At 72.8% G+C, this 23,512-nt stretch carries 20 protein-coding genes and 1 pseudogene; 10 read left to right on the top strand and 11 right to left on the bottom strand.

Annotation, left to right across the window (positions count from 1 at the left end; translation table 11 throughout):
- Nucleotides 1–122 precede the first annotated feature (122 nt).
- Both ACFYU0_RS17880 and ACFYU0_RS17885 read right to left on the bottom strand, forming a co-directional pair.
- The gene (locus tag ACFYU0_RS17880; protein ID WP_389302105.1) at nucleotides 123–1,937 is read right to left on the bottom strand and encodes a hypothetical protein; all 1,815 of its coding nucleotides are present in this window, start codon (nucleotides 1,935–1,937) and stop codon (nucleotides 123–125) included.
- A gap of 148 nt (nucleotides 1,938–2,085) precedes the next feature.
- A complete protein-coding gene (locus ACFYU0_RS17885; protein ID WP_351671696.1) occupies nucleotides 2,086–2,337 on the bottom strand; it encodes a helix-turn-helix transcriptional regulator in 252 nt (83 codons plus the stop codon).
- A 62-nt stretch (nucleotides 2,338–2,399) separates the two neighbouring features.
- Between ACFYU0_RS17885 and map the strand changes: the two genes are divergently transcribed.
- Together map and ACFYU0_RS17895 are read left to right on the top strand one after the other, a co-directional pair.
- On the top strand, nucleotides 2,400–3,176 hold the full coding sequence (gene map / locus ACFYU0_RS17890) for a type I methionyl aminopeptidase (RefSeq protein ID WP_351671699.1): 777 nt from the start codon (nucleotides 2,400–2,402) through the stop codon (nucleotides 3,174–3,176).
- 145 nt (nucleotides 3,177–3,321) lie between these two features.
- Complete coding sequence (locus ACFYU0_RS17895; RefSeq protein WP_389302108.1) at nucleotides 3,322–6,024, top strand: ATP-dependent Clp protease ATP-binding subunit; 2,703 nt, start codon at nucleotides 3,322–3,324, stop codon at nucleotides 6,022–6,024.
- 35 nt (nucleotides 6,025–6,059) lie between these two features.
- Here the strand turns inward: ACFYU0_RS17895 and ggt are convergent, their stop codons facing one another.
- Nucleotides 6,060–7,862, bottom strand: a complete 1,803-nt coding sequence (gene ggt / locus ACFYU0_RS17900) for a gamma-glutamyltransferase (RefSeq protein WP_389302111.1) — start codon at nucleotides 7,860–7,862, stop codon at nucleotides 6,060–6,062.
- Nucleotides 7,863–8,005: 143 nt separating this feature from the next.
- Between ggt and ACFYU0_RS17905 the strand changes: the two genes are divergently transcribed.
- Nucleotides 8,006–8,755: a hypothetical protein gene (locus ACFYU0_RS17905; protein ID WP_351671707.1), complete on the top strand. Its 750-nt coding sequence runs from the start codon at nucleotides 8,006–8,008 to the stop codon at nucleotides 8,753–8,755.
- Nucleotides 8,756–8,872: 117 nt separating this feature from the next.
- Complete coding sequence (locus ACFYU0_RS17910) at nucleotides 8,873–10,438, top strand: alpha/beta fold hydrolase (protein WP_389302114.1); 1,566 nt, start codon at nucleotides 8,873–8,875, stop codon at nucleotides 10,436–10,438.
- Between the two features lie 49 nt (nucleotides 10,439–10,487).
- Here the strand turns inward: ACFYU0_RS17910 and ACFYU0_RS17915 are convergent.
- From ACFYU0_RS17915 to ACFYU0_RS17940, 6 genes and pseudogenes are all read right to left on the bottom strand, one after another.
- A pseudogene (locus ACFYU0_RS17915) lies at nucleotides 10,488–10,805 on the bottom strand (amino acid ABC transporter permease); the annotation flags it as partial.
- A 148-nt stretch (nucleotides 10,806–10,953) separates the two neighbouring features.
- Nucleotides 10,954–11,373 (bottom strand): DUF6278 family protein, encoded by a 420-nt coding sequence (locus ACFYU0_RS17920; RefSeq protein ID WP_351671713.1) that lies wholly within the window; start codon nucleotides 11,371–11,373, stop codon nucleotides 10,954–10,956.
- A 15-nt stretch (nucleotides 11,374–11,388) separates the two neighbouring features.
- Nucleotides 11,389–12,168 (bottom strand): exodeoxyribonuclease III, encoded by a 780-nt coding sequence (locus ACFYU0_RS17925; RefSeq protein WP_351671716.1) that lies wholly within the window; start codon nucleotides 12,166–12,168, stop codon nucleotides 11,389–11,391.
- A 40-nt stretch (nucleotides 12,169–12,208) separates the two neighbouring features.
- A complete protein-coding gene (locus tag ACFYU0_RS17930; RefSeq protein ID WP_389302118.1) occupies nucleotides 12,209–12,844 on the bottom strand; it encodes an MBL fold metallo-hydrolase in 636 nt (211 codons plus the stop codon).
- A gap of 36 nt (nucleotides 12,845–12,880) precedes the next feature.
- Nucleotides 12,881–14,167: a 4-carboxymuconolactone decarboxylase gene (pcaC, locus tag ACFYU0_RS17935; RefSeq protein WP_351671722.1), complete on the bottom strand. Its 1,287-nt coding sequence runs from the start codon at nucleotides 14,165–14,167 to the stop codon at nucleotides 12,881–12,883.
- Nucleotides 14,168–14,199: 32 nt separating this feature from the next.
- A complete protein-coding gene (locus ACFYU0_RS17940; RefSeq protein WP_389302122.1) occupies nucleotides 14,200–15,297 on the bottom strand; it encodes an IS110 family transposase in 1,098 nt (365 codons plus the stop codon).
- A 656-nt stretch (nucleotides 15,298–15,953) separates the two neighbouring features.
- On the opposite strand from ACFYU0_RS17940, the gene ACFYU0_RS17945 reads away from it, so the two are divergent.
- Nucleotides 15,954–16,595, top strand: coding sequence for a carbonic anhydrase (locus ACFYU0_RS17945; RefSeq protein WP_389302125.1), 642 nt, complete (start codon nucleotides 15,954–15,956; stop codon nucleotides 16,593–16,595).
- A 106-nt stretch (nucleotides 16,596–16,701) separates the two neighbouring features.
- Here the strand turns inward: ACFYU0_RS17945 and ACFYU0_RS17950 are convergent, their stop codons facing one another.
- A complete protein-coding gene (locus ACFYU0_RS17950; protein WP_389302128.1) occupies nucleotides 16,702–17,676 on the bottom strand; it encodes an L-threonylcarbamoyladenylate synthase in 975 nt (324 codons plus the stop codon).
- A gap of 305 nt (nucleotides 17,677–17,981) precedes the next feature.
- Nucleotides 17,982–18,131 carry a hypothetical protein gene (locus ACFYU0_RS17955; RefSeq protein ID WP_389302131.1) on the bottom strand — a complete coding sequence of 50 codons (150 nt, stop codon included), beginning with the start codon at nucleotides 18,129–18,131 and terminating at the stop codon, nucleotides 17,982–17,984.
- Nucleotides 18,132–18,283: 152 nt separating this feature from the next.
- On the opposite strand from ACFYU0_RS17955, the gene ACFYU0_RS17960 reads away from it, so the two are divergent.
- From ACFYU0_RS17960 to ACFYU0_RS17980, 5 genes are read left to right on the top strand one after another with little or no spacing between them, the layout of a single operon-like run.
- Nucleotides 18,284–19,867 carry an ABC transporter substrate-binding protein gene (locus ACFYU0_RS17960; protein ID WP_389302133.1) on the top strand — a complete coding sequence of 528 codons (1,584 nt, stop codon included), beginning with the start codon at nucleotides 18,284–18,286 and terminating at the stop codon, nucleotides 19,865–19,867.
- A gap of 23 nt (nucleotides 19,868–19,890) precedes the next feature.
- Nucleotides 19,891–20,859 carry an ABC transporter permease gene (locus ACFYU0_RS17965; RefSeq protein ID WP_389302136.1) on the top strand — a complete coding sequence of 323 codons (969 nt, stop codon included), beginning with the start codon at nucleotides 19,891–19,893 and terminating at the stop codon, nucleotides 20,857–20,859.
- Nucleotides 20,849–21,736: an ABC transporter permease gene (locus ACFYU0_RS17970; RefSeq protein ID WP_389302138.1), complete on the top strand. Its 888-nt coding sequence runs from the start codon at nucleotides 20,849–20,851 to the stop codon at nucleotides 21,734–21,736. Before ACFYU0_RS17965 ends, ACFYU0_RS17970 begins: the two co-directional genes overlap by 11 nt.
- Complete coding sequence (locus tag ACFYU0_RS17975; protein WP_389302141.1) at nucleotides 21,733–22,698, top strand: ABC transporter ATP-binding protein; 966 nt, start codon at nucleotides 21,733–21,735, stop codon at nucleotides 22,696–22,698. The genes ACFYU0_RS17970 and ACFYU0_RS17975 overlap by 4 nt, the downstream gene beginning before the upstream one ends.
- Complete coding sequence (locus tag ACFYU0_RS17980) at nucleotides 22,691–23,362, top strand: ABC transporter ATP-binding protein (protein WP_389302142.1); 672 nt, start codon at nucleotides 22,691–22,693, stop codon at nucleotides 23,360–23,362. Before ACFYU0_RS17975 ends, ACFYU0_RS17980 begins: the two co-directional genes overlap by 8 nt.
- Nucleotides 23,363–23,512 lie beyond the last annotated feature (150 nt).

The raw sequence follows: 23,512 nt of genomic DNA on the forward strand, positions 1-23,512 counted from the left end.
GCCCGTAGAAACGGCCCGTAGAGGGACGAAAGTAAGCCTCCCGGACGTCCTTGCCAAGACCATCGTCGCCAACCCGCCAAGTCGATCACGTTTGACACTCCTTAGGGTGATCGCGGCGCCGGTCACGGAGCGAACCCGGCGACCCGCAGGGCGTGCACCAGGTCCCAGTGGCGCTCCTCGGACGCGCCCGCGGCGGCCTCCAGCAGGAGCGGGACGAGCCGGTCCGGGTCGGCGGCGGCGCTGCGGGCCGCTTCCTCGGGCGTGCGGACCCGGACGTAGGCGTCCAGCAGTGCCCGCACCTCGCGGTCCCGTCCCTGCCCGGCCAGCTCCAGCACGGCCGCGCCGATCTCCGCGGCGGGCCGGGCCACGCCCTGCCGGAGCATCTGCCGGCCGTCCGCCGCCCGCCCGGCCGCCCGGAGCGCGTCGGCCGCGGCGACCAGCCGCTCGGCGGGCAGCGAGGCGGCCTCCCAGAGCAGGGTGTCCCAGTCGGCGCCGAGGCCGGCGCGCCGCAGCCCGTCCGCGAGCAGCGGGAGCCGGCCGGCGGGCCAGTGCGCGATCTCCACCAGCAGCGCGTGCGCCTCGCCGGTACGCCCCTCGGCCCGCAGCCGCACCAGCCGCTCCACGGCCCCGGCCACGGCTGCCAGCGCCTGCGCGTCCACCGCCTCGGCGGGCCGCTCCGCAGGCTCCTCCCCCGCCACCGCGCCGGCGAACCGGGCCCCTCGCGGCGAACGCCGGCCGCCCGACGCCCCGGGCACGGCGGGGAGGGGCGCCTGCGGCGGCACGGCGACAGGCACGGCACCGTCCTCGACGCCGCCGGCGAACCGGGCCCCGCCCCGGCGCCGCCTGCGGGCACCGGCGGGGGGCGGGGCGGGGTCGGGGGCGGGAGTGACCGTGCGGGGCTCGGCGGGGCCGCCCACGGGCGCACGACCGACGTCCGGGGCGCCAGGCCCGGAGGCCCGGAAGGCGGTTGCCTCCGGTGCCCCGGAGCGCGGCCCCCGCCCCGTCGCCGGAGGAACTCCCGGGTCATGCCCCGCTCGCGACTCCCCGGGCCGGGGCTCGTCATCGGCCGTTGACGGACTTCCCCAGTCGCGCCCCTCCCGCGACACTCCCGGCCCGGACTCCGGCTCGACCGTTGACGGACTTCTCCAGTCGCGCCCTTCCGGCGACACTCCCGGCCCGGACTCCGGCTCGACCGTTGACGGACTTCTCCAGTCGCGCCCTTCCGGCGACACTCCCGGCCCGAACTCCGGCTCGACCGTTGACGGACTTCTCCAGTCGCGCCCTTCCCGCGACGCACCGGGCCGGGGCTCCGGTTCGGCCGCCGGCGCGGCGAACCAGGGGTTCGGCGGGGCGCCGGAGTGCCGCTCGTCCAGCGGCGGCCCGTCCTGCGGGCGCGAGGGCCCCGCCGGATACGGCCCGGCGCCCCGCGCGCCCGCGTCCAGCCGGGACAGCCGGGCCTTCAGCTCGGCGCGGCGGGCGGTGGCGCGGTCGTGGTCGTCGTGGGCCCAGGCGAGGTCGAGGCGGAGGGCTTCGGTCTCCTCGCGAGAGGTGGCGGCGGTGAGCCGGCGGGTCAGTTCCGAGCGGCGTTCGGCGGCGTACCGCTGCTCGCGGAGCATGACGTCGAGCCGGTCGCCGAGGGCGTCGCGGGCGCCGGGCAGGGTGTCGTACGCCGAGGCCGCCGCCGCGTGCAGGGCGCGGGCGCGGTCCCGCTCGGCCGTGGCGACGGCGGAGCCGTGGGCCGCCGCGAGGTCCTGCAGCAGTGACTCCAGCACGTCCCAGGGCGGCAGCTCCCGGCCGTTGAGACAGACCCGCATCCCCTCGGGGTCCCGCTGCCAGAAGACGGCGCACCAGCCGCCGCCCTGGTCCAGACGCCCGAGGAGGCCGTCCAGGTAGTTCGCGAACTCCCGGACGCGAGCCGGAAGTTGCTCCACAGCCATGCCCGACTCCCGCCCGATCGCCAGCGCTTCGCCCGTCAGGCAACACCAGCCGTGTTACGGGTCCGCTACGCGGAGTTTTCGGCGAGTGTGCGGGCGGCTCGCCGCGCGGTCCCGGCCGGGGTGCGCGCCGGCTCGCGTCCGGCGCCCGTCAGACGCCCACGGGAGCGCACCGGGCCAGCAGGTCGTCCATGGACAGCCCGAGCGCCCCGGCCAGCGCGGCCACCGTGAAGAAGGCGGGGGTCGGGGCCCGCCCGGTCTCGATCTTGCGCAGCGTCTCGGCGGAGACGCCCGCCGCCGCCGAGACCTCGGCCATGCTCCGCCCGCCGCGCGCGTCGCGCAGCAACTGCCCGAGCCGCTCGCCGCGTTCGCGCTCTTCAGGGGTGAGAGGGGTGCGCACCATGACCCCATTCTAATACCGTCGCACGGCGGGTACCCCATTCAAATACCGGTATAGTAATTGGCATGATGGATCTGAAGACGGACACGTCGATCGACGCGATGCACGCGGCAGGACAGGTGGTGGGCCGGGCCCTCACCGCCGTACGGGAGGCCGCCGGCGTCGGCGTCTCGCTGCTGGAGCTGGACGAGGTGGCACGGGACGTGCTGCGCGAGGCCGGGGCGTCCTCACCGTTCCTCGGCTACCGCCCCTCCTTCGCGCCCACCCCGTTCCCGGGGGTGATCTGCGCCTCCGTCAACGACGCGATCGTGCACGGCATCCCGACCCGGCAGCGGCTGAGCGACGGCGACCTCGTCTCCATCGACTGCGGCGCCGAGCTGGACGGCTGGGTGGGCGACTCGGCGATCAGCTTCGTGGTGGGCCGCCCGAGCCCGGCGGACCTGCGCCTGGTCGAGACCGCCGAGCGCGCGCTGGCGGCGGGCATCGAGGCGGCCCGGGTCGGAAACCGCGTCGGCGACATCGCGCACGCCGTCGGCCGCGTCTGCCGTGCGGCGGGCTACGGCATCCCGGCGGGCTTCGGAGGCCACGGCGTGGGCCGCCGGATGCACGAGGAGCCGGACGTCCCCAACGAGGGCCGCCCCGGCCGGGGAGTCCCGCTGCGCCACGGCATGGTCCTGGCGATCGAACCCATGCTGATCGGCAGCGGCAAGGACGCCTACTACGAGGCGGGCGACGGCTGGACCCTGCGTACGTCCGACGGCTCGCGCGCGGCGCACGCGGAGCACACCGTGGCCGTCACGGACGACGGCCCCCGGATCCTCACGGCGCGCGAGGCCTCCTGAGAGGCGGCGGGCGGGGAGCCGAAGGGCCTGCTGAGCGAGCGTTCCTGCACATGCCCTTCGCAGAAGCTCGTGTCATCGTGGCATGAGCGGCCCGCCCCCGGGTTACCCGGCCGCTCCGCACGTCGTCTGCGAAGGAAACGAAACGATGACCAGCGGCTACAACGGCCCGGAGGACCCCTTCGGAGAATTCTTCGCCCGCTTCTTCGGCGGCACCGGCTCCGGCGTCCCCGGCGGACGCGGCGCCCCCCGCCACATCGACATCGGGCGCTTGCTCAGCCAGCCGGCCCGTGAGCTGGTGAGAGGAGCCGCCCAGTACGCCGCCGAGCACGGCAGCCGCGACCTGGACACCGAGCACCTGCTGCGCGCCGCCCTCGCCGCCGAGCCCACCCGGAGCCTGCTCAGCCGCTCCGGGGCCGACCCGGACTCAATGGCCACGGAGATCGACCACCGCGCCGGTCCCGCGCACCAGCCGCCGGGCGAGGCGCCGCCGCCGACCTCGCTGTCGCTCACCCCGGCCGTCAAACGCGCCCTGCTGGACGCGCACGACATGGCACGGGCGAGTGGCGCCGGGTACATCGGGCCGGAGCACGTGCTGAGCGCGCTCGCCATGAACCCGGACTCGGCGGCCGGGCACATCCTGAACGCGGCGCGCTTCCAGGCGGGCGCCCTGCCGCCCGAGGCCCCCGAGGCCGCTCAGCCGCGCCCCGAGCGGCAGCGGCCCACCTCGACGCCGACGCTCGACAAGTACGGCCGCGACCTGACCGACATGGCCCGGCAGGGCCGGGTGGACCCGGTCATCGGCCGCGACCAGGAGATCGAGCAGACCATCGAGGTGCTGTCCCGGCGCGGGAAGAACAACCCGGTGCTGATCGGCGACGCCGGCGTCGGCAAGACGGCCGTCGTCGAGGGGCTCGCGCAGCGCATCGCGGACGGTGACGTGCCGGAGATGCTGGCCGGGCGCCGGGTGGTCGCCCTCGACCTGACCGGGGTCGTCGCCGGCACCCGCTACCGGGGCGACTTCGAGGAGCGGATGAACAACATCGTGGACGAGATCCGCGCCCACTCCGACCAGCTGATCGTGTTCATCGACGAGCTGCACACCGTCGTCGGCGCCGGTTCCGGCGGCGAGGGCGGCGCGATGGACGCGGGCAACATCCTCAAGCCCGCGCTCGCCCGGGGCGAGCTGCACATCGTGGGCGCGACCACGCTGGAGGAGTACCGGCGGATCGAGAAGGACGCGGCGCTGGCCCGCCGGTTCCAGCCGATCCTGGTGCCCGAGCCGTCGGTTCCGGACACCGTGGAGATCCTGCGCGGGCTGCGCGACCGGTACGAGGCCCACCACCAGGTCCGCTACACGGACGAGGCGCTGGTCGCCGCCGTGGAGCTGTCCGACCGCTATCTCACCGACCGCCGCCTGCCGGACAAGGCGATCGACCTGATCGACCAGGCCGGCGCCCGGGTGCGGCTGGGCGCCGGGACCAAGGGCACGGACGTGCGCACCATGGAGCGCGAGGTGGAGCAACTGGTCCGGGACAAGGACCAGGCGGTCGCCGACGAGAGCTACGAGCAGGCCATGCAGCTGCGCGACCGGATCGGCGAGCTGAAGCGGCGGATCGCGGAGTCCAGCCAGGACGGGCAGGCCGACGAGGGCCAGCTCGAGGTGACGGCGGAGTCCATCGCCGAGGTGGTGTCCCGGCAGACCAACATCCCGGTCAGCCGGCTGACCCAGGAGGAGAAGGAACGGCTGCTCGGCCTGGAGGAGCATCTGCACCAGCGGGTGGTCGGCCAGGAGGAGGCGGTCGCGGTGGTCGCCGAGGCGGTACTGCGCTCGCGCGCCGGGCTGGCCAGCCCGGACCGGCCGATCGGCAGCTTCCTCTTCCTCGGCCCGACCGGCGTCGGCAAGACCGAGCTGGCCCGGGCGCTCGCCGAGGCGCTGTTCGGCAGCGAGGAGCGCATGGTCCGCCTCGACATGAGCGAGTACCAGGAGCGGCACACCGTCTCCCGGCTGGTCGGCGCCCCGCCCGGGTACGTCGGCCACGAGGAGGCCGGCCAGCTCACCGAGGTGGTGCGCAGGCACCCGTACTCGCTGCTGCTCCTGGACGAGGTGGAGAAGGCGCACCCGGACGTCTTCAACATCCTGCTCCAGGTGCTGGACGACGGCCGGCTGACCGACTCGCAGGGCCGCACGGTGGACTTCACCAACACCGTCATCGTGATGACCAGCAACCTCGGCTCGGACGTGATCAGCCGGCGCGGCGCCGGGATCGGCTTCGGGCCGGGCGGCGCCGACGCCGACGAGGAGGCGCGGCGCGAGCAGATCCTGCGTCCGCTGCGGGAGCACTTCCGGCCGGAGTTCCTCAACCGCATCGACGAGATCGTCGTCTTCCGCCAGCTCACCGGCGGGCAACTGCGGCAGATCACCGACCTGTTGCTGGAGCGCACCCGCCGCCTGATGCTCGGGCAGGGCGTCACGGTGAGCTTCACGGACGGCGCCGTCGACTGGATCGCCGAACGCGGCTACCAGCCGGAGTACGGCGCCCGCCCGCTGCGCCGCACCATCCAGCGGGAGGTGGACAACCAGCTTTCCCGGCTGCTGCTGAACGGCACGATCTCCGAGGGCAGCCGGGTGACGGTGGACGTCGCGGACGGGCGGCTGGACTTCCGCACGGAGCGGAGCACACCGGCCGCCCCGCCGCCGGCCGCGCCCGCGCCGTCGGCACCGCCGCCGCCCGCTCCCCCGGCGGCCGCCGATACCCCGCCGGCGGGCACCGGACCGGCGGCGCAGGACCGACCGGGCGAGGACGCCGGACCGGCGGACGAACCGCCGCCGCCCGCTCCCGAGTTGTAGGACCGGGCCGCGGGACGGCGGCGCGCGGGGCGGGGTTACGGCGCCGGGTTCACCACCATCGCCGAGCCGCCGCCCCGCCGGACCTTCTCCGCGGCCGCCAGCCACTTGCCGTCCGGCAGCCGCTGGACGCCGGTGGCCGCGCCGATCTCGGGGTTGAGCTTGAAGCTGTGCCCGACCGCCTCGAGCTGTGCCCGCAGGTCGCTGTCGTACAGCGCGGGTTCCAGCTCGGTCTGGGCGGCGTTGCGCTGGCTGGCACGCGGTGCGGCGATGGCGTCGACCAGCGGCAGGCGCCGGTCCAGGAAGCCGGTCAGGGTCTGCAGCACGGTGGTGATGATGGTCGCGCCGCCGGGGGAACCCAGCGCGACGACGGGCCTGTCGTGGCGGTCCAGGACGATCGTCGGGGAGATCGAGGAGCGCGGCCGCTTGCCCGGGCCCGGCAGGTTCGGGTCGTGCACGGCCGGGTCGGCGGGCGTGAACGAGAAGTCGGTCAGCTCGTTGTTGAGCAGGAAGCCCCGGCCGGGGACGGTGATGCCGCTGCCGCCGGTCTGCTCGATGGTGAGCGTGTAGGCGACGACGTTGCCCCACTTGTCGGCCACCGTGAGGTGCGTGGTGTTCTCGCCCTCGTAGGTGGTCGGGGCCGCCTTGCCGCCGGTGCCGCAGGCCGCCGGGTGCCGCGGGTCCCCCGGCGGGACCGGGCTCTTGAGGACCGCGTCGTCCTTGATCAGGCAGGCCCGCGAGTCGGCGAACCGCTGCGAGAGCAGCTCCTTCGTCGGTACGTCCTCGAAGGCGGGGTCGCCCACCCAGCGGCCGCGGTCGGCGAACGCGATGCGGCTGGCCTCGATGTAGCGGTGCAGGTACTGCGCCCGGCTCGCCTTCGACAGGTCGCTGCGCTCCAGGATGTTGAGCGCCTCTCCCACGGTCGTGCCGCCGGAGGAGGAGGGTGCGATGGAGTACACGCCGAGGCCGCGGTACGAGGTCCTGGTGGGCGCCTGGAGCTTGGCCCGGTAGACGGCGAGGTCCTTCTCCGCCAGCTTGCCGGGGCGCGCGTTCCAGCCGGATGCGGGGTCCACCGGCGGGTGTTCGACCGTCTTGACGATGTCGTCGCCGATGTCCCCGCGGTAGATCGCGGCCACGCCCCTGCGGCCCAGTTCCTCGTAGGTGCGCGCGAGTTCCGGGTTCCTGAGCGTGGAGCCGACGACCGGGAGCCTGCCGTTCGGCAGGAACAGCTTGGCGGTGTCCGGGAAGTAGCGGAACCGGGTCTCGTTGGAGGCGGTCTGCGAGCGGAAGGTGTCGTCCACCGTGAAGCCCTGGCGGGCGATCCGCTCGGCCGGCTTCAGGACCGTGCCGAGGCGCCGGGTGCCCCACTGGTCCAGCGCGGTCTGCCAGGTGGCGGGCGTGCCGGGGGTGCCGACGCTCAGGCCGCTGCTGACCGCGTCGGCGAAGGCGAGCGGCTTGCCGTTCTCGGTGAACAGGTCCGAGTCGGCGGACAGGGGCGCGGTCTCGCGGCCGTCGACGGTGTGGACGGTGCGGGTCCTGGCGTCGTAGTAGACGAAGTAGCCGCCGCCGCCGACACCGGCCGAGTAGGGCTCGGTTACGCCGAGCGCGGCGGCGGTGGCGACGGCCGCGTCGACCGCGTTGCCGCCCTTCTTCAGCACCTCGATGCCGGCGGCCGAGGCGTCCGCGTCGACGCTGGAGACGGCGCCGCCGTAGCCGACGGCCACCGGCGCCTTCTTGGCCGTGCCGCCGCTCCTCCCGGCGGGCGGCGCGGCCGCTCCCACCGTGACCACGACGGCCGAGACCGCCAGAACCGCCAGTTTCCGCGTGCCAGGACGACCCATCCGTACCTCCCGCAGGGACAAGTCCGCGCAGCGTAACGAGATTGCCTCCGTACCGACAGTACGCCTCGGGCACCCGCCACACGACCGTCACACCTCGAACACGGGTACGTGGTGGACGTGCCGGACCGCTACCATGCGCGGCCATGAACGACGACGTGCGCAACATCGTCCTGGGTGTCATAGCGGCGGGCGTCAGTGCCGCACTGGGCTGGCTGGCCCGGACCTACCTGTGGCGGCGCCGGCTCCGCCGCAAGCAGGCGTTCTTCGGGCTGCCTGACCACTCGGAGTCGCTGCTGGTCGTCAACCGCAACGCGGGCGGCCCGGAGCTGTCGGTGATGCGGCACGACGTGTTCGCCCTGCTGGAGCTGTCCGCCCTGATCAAGGACTGCAACGCGCACGCCCGGGTCGTGGCGCACGACGCGACCCAGCAGGGCTTCGGCGAGCGCACGGAGTTCTGCCTCGGCGGGCCCAGCTCCAACCGCCGGATGGCGGCCCACCTTTCCTCCCTGCTGCCGGGCGTGGGGGTGAACACCGAGGCGGAGTCGGGTCCGGAGGCGGGCGCCTTCCACATCGGCGGCGAGGACTACCGCGTGGAGGCCGGGAGGAGCGAGTACGTGCTGCTGGCCCGGCTCACCGCGGGCAGCCGGGGCGAGGAGGCCCGTCCGGTGTTCCTGTTCTGCGGCCAGCGGGCGATCACCAACCAGGCGGCGACCCGTTACCTGGCGCGCGGCCACGAGCGGTTGGCCCGCAAGTACGGCTCCGGTTCCTTCGTGCTGCTGCTGAAGGTGGTCAACTCGCAGGCGTACGGCCCCGATGTGGTGGAGCTGGTGGCGGACGTGACCCGGGCGGCCCGGACGCCGCTGCCGGAGGCAGCCGCGGCGACGGGCTCCTAGGGTCCTCAACAACCTTTACCCGTACGTAACTTACCGGCGGGTTACTTACGGCGGGAGCGCACGGCTACCGTCGGGTCACTTTGCACCTTACCGAGTCACCGAGTGAGGAGTGACCCCATGAGAAACGGTCGCACCGGCCTGCGCGCCTCCGTCACCGGAGCCGTCGCCACGGCGCTGGTCGCGGGTACGGTCGTCGCACTGGCCCCGGCCGCCCAGGCCGCCCCGTCCGTACGGTTCGTGGACATCACCGGCGCCGACGGCACCGTACTGAAGGCGAACGTCGTCACGCCCGCGGGCGCCGACGGCTCGCGGACCTACCCGCTCGTCGTGCTGCCCACGAGCTGGGGCTTCCCCCAAGTGGAGTACCTGGCCCAGGCGAAGAAGCTCGCCGACTCCGGGTACGTGGTGCTGACCTACAACGCGCGCGGGTTCTGGCAGTCCGGCGGCGAGATAGAAGTGGCCGGTCCGCCGGACACAGCGGACGCCTCCAAGGTGATCGACTGGGCACTGGCCAACACCCCGGCCGACGAGCACCGCATCGGCATGGCGGGCGTCTCCTACGGCGCCGGCATCAGCCTGCTGGCCGCCGCCCACGACAAGCGGATCAGGGCGGTCGCCGCGCTCAGCGGCTGGGCCGACCTGATCGGCTCCATCTACTCGGGCCGCACCCAGCACGTCCAGGCGGCCGCCGTGCTGGACGGGGTGGGCACCCTCACCGGCCGGGAGAGCCCCGAGGTCCGGCAGGTCTTCGACCGGCTCTACGCCGGCGACCTGTCCCACGAGCAGGAGATGATCGACTGGGGACGCAAACGTTCGGCCGCGACCTACGTCGACCGGCTGAACCGCAACGGCGCCGCCGTCCTGCTCGCCGACGCCTGGGGCGACACCGTCTTCCCGGCCAACCAGAACGCCGATTTCTACCAGAAGTTGACCGTGCCCAAGCGGCTGGAGCTGCGCCCCGGCGACCACGCGACCGCCGAGCTGCCCGGCCTGTTCGGAGTGCCCAACGACGTGTGGACGGACACCGGGCGGTGGTTCGACCACTACCTCAAGGGCGCCGACAACGGCATCGACCGTGAGCAGCCGGTGCAGCTCAAGTCCCGCAGCGCGGAAGGGTACGAGGGCTACCCCGACTGGAAGTCGGTCGGCGCGACCCGCCGGAAGGTCGCGCTCGGCGGATCCACCACCATCCACACGGGCGTCGACTCCGGCGCCGACGGCGGGACCGTGTTCCTCTCCAGCATCCTGGACCAGGTCGCCCAGCTGCCGCCCGTGGCGTCCATACCGCTGCTGCCGCGCCGCTGGGCGGCCGTCTGGCAGTCGGAGCGGTACGGCACCGCCCAGCGGGTGCGCGGCACCGCGGCGCTGCACACCACGCTCACCCCGACCGCGGAGAGCGGCACCATGATCGCCTATCTGTACGACGTGGGCCCGCTCGGCTTCGGCAAGCTGGTGACCAACGCGCCCCTCACCTGGCACGGCAGGACGCCCGGTGAGCCGTTCGACGTGGACCTCGACCTGTTCTCCACCGCCTACGACGTCCCCGCCGGACACCGCCTCGCGCTGGTGGTGGACACGGTCGACCCGCTCTACACGGAGCACAACCCGTCCGGCGCGCAGCTGACCTTCTCCTCGCCGGCGGACGACCCGTCGTACCTGTCCGTCCCCTTGCGCGAGCAGTGATCTCCGGCTGCCGCCGGACGAGCCTGGCCCGTATGAACTGCCACCCCCCCTACGGTCGCGGGGCCGTGGGGGGTTCCCCACCCGGCAGCAGCGCCCCCGGACCGGCCGTGACGACCGTCACCGCATCGGTCCCGGGACTGCGCTGCCCACGGCGGGACACCCGGCCGGCGAACCACGAGAGCAGCGTGCACATCCCGATGCGGATCGGCGCGATCACCATCACCACGGGGATGAACGGCAAATCGTAGTCGAGGTTGGACGCGATGAGCTTCCCCGCGTGGAGGAACTCCTCATACGTGATGAGAAAGCCCAGGGAGGTGTCCCTCAGCACGACCGTCAACTGGCCTACGACGGCGGGCAGCACGGCCGGCGGGAGCAGCCGCTGGACGCCCTCGTGCTCGAACGGCGTCCACGGGGCGGAGGTGAACTGGCCGGTGACGGGGAGGAGATCAGGGCCCGGCGAAGGAGCCTGGGCGCCGAGCCGTCCGGTGACGCTGAACGCGCCCGCGATCGACTCAGGCCTCGGAGACCTCGGCGTAGAGCTGCGACAGTTCGGGGACACCGCTCGCGGCCCACTCCTGCCCCGCCCGCACGAGCTCGAATTCACGGCCGGAGGCGAGCCGCACGACCGGTTCGCCGTCGGCCCGGATCCGCCAGGCCGCGCCGGGCACGGTGCGCACCACGACCGTGCCCACGTACAGCCCCGCGTCATTGCCCAGCCAGGGCAGGATCTCCGGGTCGTCGCGCCAGCGCGGGACGAGCTGGTCCAGGGCCTCCAGGGAGGCCGGGGTGTCGTCGAGCCGGACGCCCGCCTGGGCCGCCTGCGAGCGGAGCAGCTCACACTCGGACAGCAGCGCGGCGATCGCCTCGGGGTCGGCCGGAAGCGCCGCGCGGCCGTTCTTGTGGTGCCGGTGGCCCAGGAACGGAATGTTCATGGGCCCAGCGTGGCATCACACGTCCAGGTCGACCACCACCGGCGCGTGGTCGGACGCGCCCTTGCCCTTGCGCTCCTCGCGGTCGACGTAGGCGTCCTTCACGGCCGCGGCGAAGGGCGCGTTGCCGTACACCAGGTCGATGCGCATGCCGCGGTTCTTGGGGAAGCAGAGCTGGCGGTAGTCCCAGTAGGTGTAGGGGTGGTCGTACTTCAGGGGGCGCGGGACGACGTCCGCGAGGCCCGCCTCGCGCAGCGAGGCCAGGGCGGCGCGCTCGGCCGGGGTGACGTGGGTGGAGCCCTCGAAGGCGGCCCGGTCGTAGACGTCCTCGTCGGTCGGCGCCACGTTGTAGTCCCCCAGCACGGCGAACGGGCGGCTGCCGGCCGCGTCACCGGCCACGGCGGCCCGCAGGGCCTCGAACCACTGGAGCTTGTAGGCGTAGTGCGGGTGCTCCACCTCGCGGCCGTTGGGCACGTACACCGACCAGACGCGGACCGGGCCGCAGGTCGCCGCGAGGGCGCGCGGCTCGGTGGCGCCGTCGTACCCCGGGTCGCCGGGCAGGCCCTTGACCACGTCGTCGATGCCGACGCGGGAGAGCACCGCCACGCCGTTCCACCGGCCGGTGGCGTGCACCGCCGCCTCGTAGCCCAGCTCCCGCAGCGGCTCGAACGGGAACTGCTCCTCGGCGATCTTCGCCTCCTGGAGGCAGAGCACGTCGGTGCCGCTGCTCTCCAGCCAGGCGAGCAGCCGCGGCAGGCGGGCGGTGATCGAGTTCACGTTCCAGGTGGCGATGCGCATGTCTCACAACCTACCCGCCGGGTGTGACAGCCGGCCCGGGTCACAGTTCGGCGGACGCTCCAGGCGCCAGCCGGCGGTGGTCCGTGCCGCCCAGGCGGCCGAGGTGGCCGTCGTAGATCGGGCGGGCGAGGTCGGTGAGCAGGGCGTCGTGCACGTCGAGGGCGCGCTGCGGCCGGACCTCCCGGACGTAGTCGATGACCTCGGAGATCTTGTTCCAGGGGGCCATCACCGGGACCATCAGGGTCTCGACCGGCTGCCCGGGGACCGTGAGGGCGTCGCCCGGGTGGAAGACCCGGCCGTCGTCGATCAGGTAGCCGACGTTGGTGACGCGCGGGAGATCCGGGTGGATGACCGCGTGCAGCTCGCCGTGGACCCGCACGTCGAAGCCGGCCGCGGTGAAGGCGTCGCCGTGGCCGACGGTGTGCACGCGGCCCGGGAAGGCCGGCGCGAGCAGGGCGGCCACCGACTTCAGGGTCCAGATCTCCGTGCCCTGGCGGGCCTCCAGCGCGGCCCGCAGCCGTCCCTCGTCGAAGTGGTCCGGGTGCTCGTGCGTGACCAGGATGGCGTCGGCGCCGGCCGCCGCGTCCTGCTCGCTGAACCCGCCCGGGTCGATGACCAGCGTCCGCCCGTCCTTCTCGAGGCGGACGCAGGCGTGGGTCTTCTTGGTGAGCCTCATGGCTCCCCATCCTGCCGCGTGCGGCGGCCTGGGGCCTCACTCGGCGGGGGTGGTCTCCTCCCGGACGACCTGCCGGGCCACCCGGAACGCCCGGCTCGCCGCCGGCACCCCGCAGTACACGGCCGCCTGGAGCAGCACTTCCCTGATCTCGTGGGGGGTGAGTCCGTTGCGCAGGGCGGCGCGGACGTGGAGGGCCAGGTCCTCCAGATGGCCGCCGGCGATCAGCGCGGTGAGCGTGACGCAGCTCCGGGTGCGGCGGTCCAGGCCGGGCCGGTCCCAGACCTCGCCCCAGGTGTAGCGGGTCATGAACTCCTGGAAGTCCCCGGAGAACTCGTCGGCCTGCGCCAGCTCCTGGTCGACGTGCGCGTCGCCCAGCACCTCCCGGCGGACCTTCAGCCCGCTCTGGTACCGGTCCGGCGGCCCGGGCGGCTGCGGCGGCACGAAGGGGGCGATCTCGGCGACCGGGCCCGCCTGCGGCGGCGCGGCGACGGCCGGATGGACGGGCGCGGCCGGCAGGGCGGTCTGACCGGTGTCGTAGGGCTGCTGCCAGGCGGTGGAGAAGTGGCGGACCAGCAGGTCGGTGACGGCGGCGGGCTGCTCGACCGGGACCAGGTGGGAGGCGCCGGGCACGACCGCGAGGCGGGCGTCCGGGATGCCGGCGACCAGGGTGCGGGCCTCGGCGGGGCCGGTGACCTGGTCGTCGGAGCCGACCAGCACCAGCGTCGGCACGCCGACCCGGCCCAGCTCGGGCCGCACGTCGAAGCCGGCCAGGGCCTCGCAGGCGGCGATGTAGCAGCCCGGGTCGGTGGTGCGGACCATCTGCACCGCCCACTCGGTGATCGCGGGCTGGGCGGCGGCGAACCCGCCGGTGAACCAGCGGTCGGGGGAGGTCCGGGCGATCGGGTCGAGCCCGTTGGTGCGGACGATCACCCCGCGCTGGCGGAACTCGTCGGCGGTGCCGAACCGGGGCGAGGCGGCGACCAGCGCGAGCGAGGCGAGGCGCTCGGGGTGCCGCAGGGCCAGTTCGAGGCCGACCGCGCCGCCGAGGGCGCAGCCCGCGTATCCGAAGCGCTGCACGCCGACCGCGTCCAGCGTGGCCAGCAGCCGGGCCGCCAGCTCGCCGACGGACGGGGCCGGGTGTGCGGGTGCGCCGCCGTGGCCCGGCAGGTCGAACCGGAAGACCCGCCACTGCTTCGTCAGCTCGGGGATCTGCCGGTCCCACATGTGCCATGTGGTACCCAGTGAGGGACCCAGGATCAGGACCGGAGCGTCCTCTGGCCCGTCGAAGCGGTATTGCAGGGTGTTCGGGGGTGTCTCACTCACGCCCCAGACCCTCTCACGTCTCACGGACGCCCCTATAACAGGGGGACGCTGGATACTGGTCTGACCAGGTTGAAGACCTCGCGGGCGGCGTATCGCTTCAGGCATCGGATGATCTCGCGTCGGGTCTTGCCCTCCTGGGTGCGGCGTTCGAAGTACGCCTGGGTACGCGGGTCGTGGCGCAGGCGGGTGAAGACGATGCGGTGCAGGGCGGCGTTGGCCTGTCGGTCGCCGCCGTAGTTGAGCCGGCGCGTGCTCCGACGGCCGGAGGAGTACTCGATGGGGCTGACTCCGCAAAGGGCAGCAAAGGACGCCTCGGTGTTCAGCCGCTCGGGGTTGTCTCCCATGGTGATCAGGAGAGTGACGGCGCTGTCCGGACCGATGCCCACCGGTACGAGCAGCTGTGGGGCGTGGTGTTCGACGAGCTGGGTCAGGCGTTGGTTCAGCTCATTGATCTGCTCGGTGAGCTGTTCGATGCGCTCGGCGAGCATGCGCAACGTCAGGTGGGTGGCCTGGGCCACCGCGTCCTCGTCTCCCCCACCGGCGGGTAGGCCGAGGCGTGCGCAGGTGCGGAACAGCTCGCGGTTGCCCAGGCTGGACAGTCGTTCCCGCAGTGCGGGGTCGGCGATGACCAGGACGGCTTTGAGCTGGTTGATCGCCTGGGTACGGGCTTTGACTGCGGAGTCCTTGGCGAGTTTCAATATCCGGGCGCTGTGCACTGGACCGTCGCCGGACTTGGCCCGGGCCCGGGCGCGACCGCTGAGCACGGCTCGCGCTGCGGCCTGGGCATCGAGCGGGTCCGACTTCCCCAGCAGCCGGCGGGCCGAGCGATCCGGCCGGTTCACCTCGTATACCTCGACGTACTGGGCCAGCAGGTAGCGGGACAGGCCCGCGCCGAAGGTGCCCGTGCCCTCCACGCCAGCCCGGCGCACCGTCCCCCGCCTGCGGGCCCAGACGAGCAGCTGCCGATAGCCAGCCGCCGTGGCCGGAAAGGACGCGCTGCCCAGGACTTCCCCCAGGGGGGAGATCACGGCGGCGACATGCACCTCGCCGTGCGTGTCCACGCCCAGCACGACCTCTTTCCGCACGGGAGGATCCGTGCTCGAGGAGGTGCTGCGCTGTCTGATCGTCATGGTGGTTCGCCTCCCGCGTGGTGACGTGCCGGGTGAATGACACCGGCCTGCTCGGGCGGTCTGAACCGTGATGGCGCCTGAAACTCGGCAAGGCCCCTATAGGGACACGCCCTGTGGCTCGGTGGCAGGCAGCATCCCGCAACGGCAGTCGACAGGTCCGTGACTGGACACTTCGGTCATAGATCTCATGAGTCAGACCCCCGCCCGGGACGGCACTGCGTAACCGTCCCATTGCTGTCGGCACAACGGCATGACTCGATCACTGTCGGATGGCTTCTTCCGAACCAGCGCTCAACCTGGCCTGGGCAGGCTGACGATGGTTTGGCTAGTCGCCCACTAATGACCGGCATTGACGGCCGGCCACTGCCCCCCGCCCTACCGGTTGCCCTTCCTCGGCCACGGCACGAACTCAGGGCAGTCCTGAACGGTCCCTGGTCGCAGCGAACTCGTCCGGTGAAGCCAGCCGGAGTCGAACCAGGCGTTACGGCAGCTGGCCGCAGGAGGCGTGGCGACTGGGTGGTGCCGGGGACCCGGGCCGAGGCCGCCCTGGCGTCGCGGCCGGGGATGATGCCCAAGGCGCCGGGATCGGCCGCCCCGGCGACGACCGAGGCGATCAGGCGGTGCGACGGCTGGTGCCGTCTCGTAGGCTGCAGGCCATGAGCGATATCCCCACTCCGACGCCCTCGGAAGCGTTCGAACTGCTGCTGGCCGGTAACCAGCGCTTCGTCACCAACGCCCCCGAGCACCCGAACCAGGACGCCACCCGCCGCGCCGAGATCGCCCCGGGCCAGCAGCCCTTCGCCGTGCTGTTCGGGTGTTCCGACTCCCGGCTGGCCGCCGAGATCATCTTTGACCGCGGCCTGGGCGACCTGTTCGTGGTGCGCACCGCCGGCCACGTGGTGGGGGCGGAAGTGCTGGGCAGCATCGAGTACGGCGTTGACGTGCTGGACTGCCCGCTGGTCGTGGTGCTCGGCCATGACTCCTGCGGCGCGGTCGGCGCGGCGTGCGCCGCGCTGGAGGACGGCATGGCCCCGGCCGGCTACATCCGGGATGTCGTCGAGCGGGTGACCCCCAGCGTGCTGGCGGCGCGAGCCGCCGGACGGGTGGAGCCACAGGAGGTCCTCGCCGAGCACGTAAGGCACACCGTCGACCTGCTACTGGACCGCTCTCGCGTCCTCGCCGAGAAGGTGGCCGCCGGCCAGGCCGCCGTGGTGGGCCTGTGCTACCGGCTGGCCGACGGCAGCGCGCAGCTCGTCGCGGCCCGCGGCCTCGACACGCACGTCGCCACCGCTTCCTGACCACCCGGCCGCGGCTGCCCGGGAATGTGCCGCGGCCGGAAGGGACTCCACGGGCGCCGTCAGGATTGGTCGCGCCGACGGGAACACCGAGCGGCGTGGGTGCTGGTCACACCGTGGGCCGGGGCCCGGCGGCGCGGCGGAGCCGGTTGGCGATCGCCAGTCCCAGCCCCTCCTCCGTCGGCAGGGACGCGATGATGAGGTCGCACCCTCGCTGGTCGAGTTCGCGCAGGAACCCGTACAGCCCGCGCGCGTAGGCTGCCGTCGAGGCGGGAAGGGCCACCACGGCGTGCACCTTCACGGGGGCGTCGGTGAGGGAGGGCGGAAGGAAGACGCCGACCTGGTGGCCCAGCTCCTGGGCGAGCTCCGCTTCGGCGACGACCTTCTCCGGTTCGATGAGGACGACCCGCGCCCGGGGCGCGTAGTGCGACGGATGCTGGCCCGGCACCCGGACCTGGCTCGTCGAAGGGACCGTGATCGGGCACTTCAGCACCGCTTCGAGGTCCTCGCGGGTCACCCCGCCGGGCCGCAGGATGCTCGGGATGTCGCCCGTGGCGTCGACGATGGTCGACTCGACACCCACCTCGCAGGGGCCGCCGTCCAGCACGAAGTCGACGGCATCACCGAGCTCCGCCCGGACATGGTCCGCGGTGGTGGGGCTGACCGAGCCGAAGCGGTTGGCGGATGGAGCGGTGACACCGCCACCGAAGGCCGACAGCAGCGCCAGCGCCACGGGGTGGTCGGGGACGCGCACGGCCACCGTCTCCAATCCGCCGGTCGCTTCGAGCGGCACCCGTCGGCCGCGCCGCAGGACCAGCGTCAGCGGTCCCGGCCAGAAGTGCTCGGCCAGCAGGCGCGCGGTGGCGGGCACCTCCTGGACCCAGTCGTCCAGGTGTTCCGCGCCGCCGATGTGGACGATCAGCGGATGGGACGGCGGGCGCCCTTTGACTTGGAAGATGCGCGCAACGGCGGCCGGATCTTCGGCGTCGGCGCCCAGACCGTAGACGGTTTCGGTCGGGAGGGCCACCAGGCCGCCGGTGCGCAGCACCTCGACTGCCTGCTCGATATCAGCGGTTCTTGCCATCACCCGAGTAATCCTCCCACCACGTCTACAGCGTCGTGCCTCTCGCCGATCGCCGACCCGGACCGGCAGTCCTACAGCGCATACACCAGCTGCAGGGGGCACGACGAAGCCGCCTGATCCGCGACGTCCCTCGGCCGGTTACCGGGTCGGTGACGGCCAAGGGACGTCTGCCATGGCCCCGGCGCGACAGCAGGAACCAAGCCGGGGACCTCTGGACACCGGTGCACGCGCCCTGCCCAGCCCAACGCTCCCCGGGCCGATCGGTCACCGGAGCGTCAACCGGCCGCGTCACCCTCTTCTCCTGGTCAGCGTCGTCGGCCCGGGCGGCCGGCCGTGTCTCCGAGGGCATCGTCGGCCGGCATCACCGCCGCCATCATCCGCTTGCCGACCGGCTCGCGGTGCACCTCGAAGTGCGAGCAGGCGGCCATGACCAGCTCCAGCCCGTGCTGACTCACCCGGCCCGGATCCGGCGCATGCAGCACCGGGAGGTGCGCCGGGAGGTGTCCACGGCGTGACACCGCGGCGGACTGTCCGCCCACCGACCCGGGTAGCCCTTATTGCGACTAGCATGCAACAGCTATTGATCAGCAATAAGGGTGTGAGGTCCATGACGGTCCGACGGATACGGACAGCCGCCGCTGCGGCGATACTCACGGGTGTCGCCGCCTGCTCGGCCCCCGGCAACGGCACGGGAGGCGGCGAGGCGGCCGACTCCGTCGTGATCGGCGTGGCCTCCGAGCCGGACACGCTCAGCCCGCTGCTCGGCTACGGCAAGGACGGCAACTCGAAGATCTTCGACGGTCTGCTGGCCCGGGACGCCGGCTTGAAGTTGAGACCGGCGCTGGCGAAAGCCCTGCCCGAGGTCGCCGCCGACGGCCTCACCTACACCTACACCCTGCGCGACGGCGTGAAGTTCTCCGACGGCAAGCCGCTGACCTCCGCCGACGTCGTCTTCACGTACGACACGATCCTCGACGCGAAGACCAACAACACCAACCGCAGCGAACTGGACGCCATCAAGGACGTGCGGGCAGCGGGTGACGACAAGGTGGTCTTCACCCTCAAATACCCGTACGCCCCCTTCGCCGGGCGTACGGTGCTGCCCATCGTCCCCGAACACGTCGCGGCCAAGCAGGACCCCAACACCGGCTCCTTCAACACCAAGCCGATCGGCACCGGCCCCTATCTGCTCGCCTCCTGGAGCAAGGGCGAGAAGCTCACCTTCAAGGCCAACCCCAACTACTGGGGCGGTGCACCGAAGGTGAAGAAAGTGACCATGGCGATCATCGAGGACGACGACGTGCGGGCCACCCGGCTGCGGTCCGGCGACCTCGACGGCGCGATCCTGCCGCCCAACCTCGCCGCCACCTTCAAGAACGACAAGGCGAAGAAGACCTACGACGCGAAGACGTACGACTTCCGCACGGTCACCCTTCCTCAGGAGAACAAGGTCACCGGCGACCACGCCATCCGCCAGGCCCTGGACGCGGCCGTGGACCGGCAGGCCATGGTCGACAAGATCCTCGACGGCGCCGGGCGTCCGGCGTACGGGCCGCTGCCGGTCGACGACCCCTGGTTCGCCAAGGGCATCGAGCGCAAGCAGGACCTCACCAAGGCCAGGCGCATCCTGGACGAGGCGGGCTGGAAGAGCGGCGAGGGCGGCATCCGTGCCAAGGACGGGCAGCGGGCCTCGTTCACCCTCCTCTACCCCTCCGGGGACAAGGTCCGCCAGGACCACGCCCTCGCCTACGCCTCCGACGCCAAGAAGGCCGGTATCGAGGTGAAGGTGGAGAGCGCCACCTGGGAGGTGATCGAGCCGCGGATGAAGACGGACGCGGTCCTGGCCGGCTTCGGCAGCAGCGGCGACCCGGACTACGGCCTCTACACGCTGCTGCACTCCTCCCTTGCCGGCGACGGCTTCAACAACATGGCCCGCTACGACGACCCGGTCGTGGACAAGGCTCTCGACACTGGCCGCCACAGCTCGGACACGACGGCCCGCAAGGCCGCCTACGACAGCCTGCAGCGCGAACTGGTGAAGAACCCCGGCTACACCTTCCTCACCCACATCGACCACGTGTACGTCCTCGCCGACCGCTGGGAGGGCCTGACCACGCAGGTCGAGCCGCACGAGCACGGCTTCGCCTCCGGCCCGTGGTGGAACCTCGAAGCCTGGCAGCCGAAGAAGTGAGGCCCTCCCTTCCCTGGGGAGCGATGGCACGACTGGCGGGGCGGCGGCTGCTGTTTGCCGTCCCGATCCTGCTCGTCGTGACCTTCGGCGTCTTCGCGATCGCCGCCGCCTCACCCTTCGACCCGGTCAAGGCATACGCCGGCACGGCCGCCCTTGGCGCCGACGCCGAAACGCTGGAGCGGCTGCGCGGGAACCTGGGCGTGGACCAGCCGTTCACCTCCCGCTGGTGGCACTGGCTGACCGCGGCCCTCACGGGCGACCTCGGCCAGTCCAGCGTGCTGAGACAGCCGGTGGCCGACGTCATCGGCGAACGCCTCGTCTGGTCCTCGCTGTTGTGCGCGGTCGCGTTCGTGGTGGCCGTGCTGGCGGGCACGGTGCTGGGTGTGCTGGCCGCCCGCCGTCCTGGATCCGCGCTCGACCGGGTGATCACCTCGGTGGCTTACTCGCTGGAGGCGGCGCCGGTCTTCTGGCTGGCCCTCCTGGCCGTCTGGCTGTTCGCCCTCCAGCTCGGCGTGCTCCCGGCGGGCGGTCTGACCGACACCGCGAGCGAGCAGGTCACAGCCCATCAGGTAGCCAGTCACCTCGTGCTGCCGGCCGGGGTGCTCGCCGTCTCCCAGCTGCCCTGGTTCACCCTGTACGTCCGTCAGGGCGTCGGCGACGCACTCGCCGAGGACCCTGTACGCGGCGCCCGCGCCCGGGGGTTGAGCGAGCGAACGGTCCTGCTCGGCCATGCCCTGCGTTCCGGCCTGCTGCCGGTCCTCACCCTGGTCGGCTCCCGGGTGCCCGAACTCATCACCGGTGCCCTGCTGGTGGAGAGCGTCTTCAGCTGGCCGGGCATCGCGGCGGCCACCGTGGAGGCGGCCACCGCCGTCGACTTCCCGCTGCTCGCCGCGCTCACCACGCTCGCCACCGCCGCGGTGCTCGTCGGCAACCTCCTCGCCGACCTGCTGTACGGCCTGTTCGACCCGAGGGTGAAGTTCAGTGACATGTGAACCCACGGCCACGGCGGATCCCGCCTGGCGGTCCTACGGCACCAGCCGCCGCTCCACTCGGGCGGTACGCGTACGCGTCTCCGTCGTCTTGGTGGCCGCAATCGTACTGGCCGTGCTCCTCGTCCCGCCCCTGGTCCACCTCGACCAGCAGGCCGTCGACCTGTCCTCGAAACTGCTGCCGCCGAGTTGGTCGCACCCATTCGGCACCGACGATCTCGGCCGGGATCTACTCCTGCGCTGCGTCTACGGCCTGCGGGTGTCCCTCCTGGTCGGGGTGGCGGCAGCGCTCACGGCGACGGTGATCGGCACGGCCGTCGGGGCGATCGCCGGGGCGCTGGGCGGCTGGGCCGACCGCGGTCTCATGCGGGTCGTCGACACGTTCTCCTCCGTGCCGCACCTGCTGCTGGGCATCTTCATCGTGGCCATGTTCCGGCCTGGGGTGTGGCCGGTGGTCGTGTCGGTGGCGCTCACCCACTGGCTGTCCACCGCCCGGATCGTCCGCGCCGAGGTGCTGTCCCTGCGCGCCCGCCCCTACATCGACGCAGCCGTCTCCGGTGGCGCCTCCCGGTGGCGGGTGGCGGTACGGCATCTGCTGCCCGCCGTGCTGCCCCAGGCCGCGCTGGCCGCCGTCCTGATGGTGCCGCACGCCATGTGGCACGAGTCCGCGCTGTCCTTCCTCGGCCTCGGCCTGCCCACCCACCTGGCCAGCCTGGGCAACCTCATCCAGGGCGCGCGGGGCTCGCTGCTCGCCGGGCAGTGGTGGCCCACCCTCTTCCCCGGCCTGTTCATCATCATCCCCACCCTCGCCATCGCCGGGCTCGCCGGAGCCTGGCGGGAACGGATCAACCCCCGCCGCCGATCGGAGCTGATGCTGTGACCGCCCGAACCCCGGTCCTCTCGGTACGCGGGCTGTCCGTGCGCTTCCTCATGCCGGGCGGACGGCGGATCGCCGCCGTCACCGACGCGCACTTCGACGTGGCGCCCGGCGAGTGTCTCGCCCTGATCGGCGAGAGCGGCTGCGGCAAATCGGTCCTCGCCTCCGCCCTGCTCGGTCTGCTGCCCGCCAACGCCCAGGCCGCGGGCCAGGCCCGCCTCGGCGACCTCGACCTGCTCGCCGCCGACGAACGCACGCTGGCGCGAACGGTACGGGGCCGCCTGATCGGCTTCATCCCGCAGAGCCCCGCCGCGCACCTCACGCCCGTGCGCACCGTCCGCTCCCAGCTGGAAGAAACCGTGGCCGCGTTGACCCACGCGCGAGGGCGGGCAGCCGTACGATCCGCGGCCGAGGCAGCCGCAGAACGCGCCGCCTTTCCTGCCGGCCACCTCGACCGCCACCCGCACGAACTCTCCGGCGGCCTGGCCCAGCGCGCCGCCACCGCCCTCGCCCTCGTCGGCGACGCACCCCTGCTCCTGGCCGACGAACCCACCACCGGCCTCGACCGCGACCTGGTCGACCACACCGTGGACGAACTGCGCCGCCACGCCGACACCGGCCATCGGGGCCTGCTCGTGATCACCCACGACCTGGCCGCCGCCGAGCGCATCGCCGATCGCGTGGCCGTGATGTACGCGGGCCGGATCGTCGAACTCGCCGAAGCGAAAGCCTTCTTCGGCGCCCCCGGTCCCCGCCACCCCTACAGCCGAGGTCTCCTCCAGGCCCTCCCCCACCGCGCCTTCACCCCGATCCCCGGCATGCCGCCCGAACTCGGCAATCTTCCCGACGGCTGCGCCTTCGCCCCACGCTGCGAGCGGGCCACCCACGCCTGCACCGCACTGCCCCAGCAGGCCGACGGCATCGCCTGCCACCACCCGCACGTACCGGAGGACCTCCGTGCTTGAACTGCACGACATCACCGCCGGATACGGCAGAGGAGCCCCCGTCGTCCGCAACGCCACCCTGGCCCTCGCCCCCGGCGAGAGCGTCGGCCTGCTGGGGCCCAGTGGCTGCGGCAAGTCCACCCTCGCCCGGGTCGCGGCTCTGCTCCACCGCCCCGAGGCCGGCACCGTAACCCTCGACGGTGAACCCGTACGCGGCTGGCGCTACCGTGCCCCACGCACCCAGCGCACCGCCATCGGCGTGGTCTTCCAGCAGCCCCGTCTCTCCGCCGACCCCCGGCTGCGGCTCACCGACCTGATCGCCGAGCCCCTGCGCGCCACCGGCCGCCGCGACGAAATTCCAGAGCGCCTGGCCGATTTGGCTCCGGCCGTCGGCCTCACACCCGACCTTATGGACCGCCGCCCCCACGAGGTCAGCGACGGCCAACTCCAACGCGCCTGCCTCGCACGCGCTCTCGTCCTGCGTCCGCGCTGGCTGATCTGCGACGAGATGACCGCGATGCTGGATGCCTCCACCGCCGCCGCGCTGGTGGCAGCCGTCGAGGAGTACCGCACCGCCACCGGCGCCGGACTGCTGGCCGTCGGCCACGACCAGGTGCTCCTGGACCGCTGGTGCGATCGCACCGTCCACTGGAAGAAACTGACCGCCGCAGAGGTCCAGGAGTAAACGGATGCAGTCCACGACCATCAAGCGCGCCGTCGCGCACGCCGACCCGGCTTCGTCTGCGCCAACTTCCACGCCTCCCTCGACGGCAAGCGGGTGGTCAACTACGCCCAGTGGGAGAGCGAGGGACACTACAGGGCGATGCTCGACAAC

This window comes from Streptomyces sp. NPDC003720 (assembly GCF_042875075.1).
GTDB lineage: Bacteria > Actinomycetota > Actinomycetes > Streptomycetales > Streptomycetaceae > Streptomyces.